The following is a 576-nucleotide window of genomic DNA, read 5'->3' on the forward strand; positions in this document are numbered from 1 at the left end:
GACCCGCCATTACACGTGCCGCGATTTTCGCTAGTGGTGCGCCTGTCGCTTTCGATACGAATGGTACCGTACGCGCAGCACGAGGGTTTACTTCAATTAGGTAAACTTCGTTGTCTTTTACTGCGAACTGAGTGTTCATCAGGCCACGTACACCAAGTTCGAACGCCAGCTTCTCAACTTGCTCACGCATCTTGTCTTGGATTTCTTGGCTTAGTGTATAAGCAGGAAGCGAACATGCAGAGTCACCAGAGTGAACGCCCGCTTGCTCAATGTGCTCCATGATGCCGCCGATAACCACGCGCTCACCGTCACAGATAGCGTCGATATCCACTTCTGTTGCATCATCTAGGAATCGGTCTAGTAGAACTGGAGATTCATTCGATACGCTTACTGCTTCGTTGAAGTAACGACGCAAGTCTTGTTCATCGTAGACGATTTCCATCGCACGACCACCCAAAACGTAAGATGGACGAACAACGAGTGGGAAGCCGATTTCACGAGATTTCTCAACAGCTTGCTCCATCGCCGTTACTGTTGCGTTTTGTGGTTGTAGAAGACCTAAACGCTCAACTGCAG

1 protein-coding gene is annotated in these 576 nt (G+C 49.7%); it reads right to left on the reverse strand.

All coding sequences use genetic code 11. The annotated features are described in order from the left end of the window. Window positions 1–576, reverse strand: a 576-nt coding sequence (locus R7E78_RS28830) for an ATP-grasp domain-containing protein (protein ID WP_318058977.1), incomplete at both ends; no start/stop codon positions are given.

It is taken from the genome of Vibrio sp. YT-19(2023), from assembly GCF_033337395.1.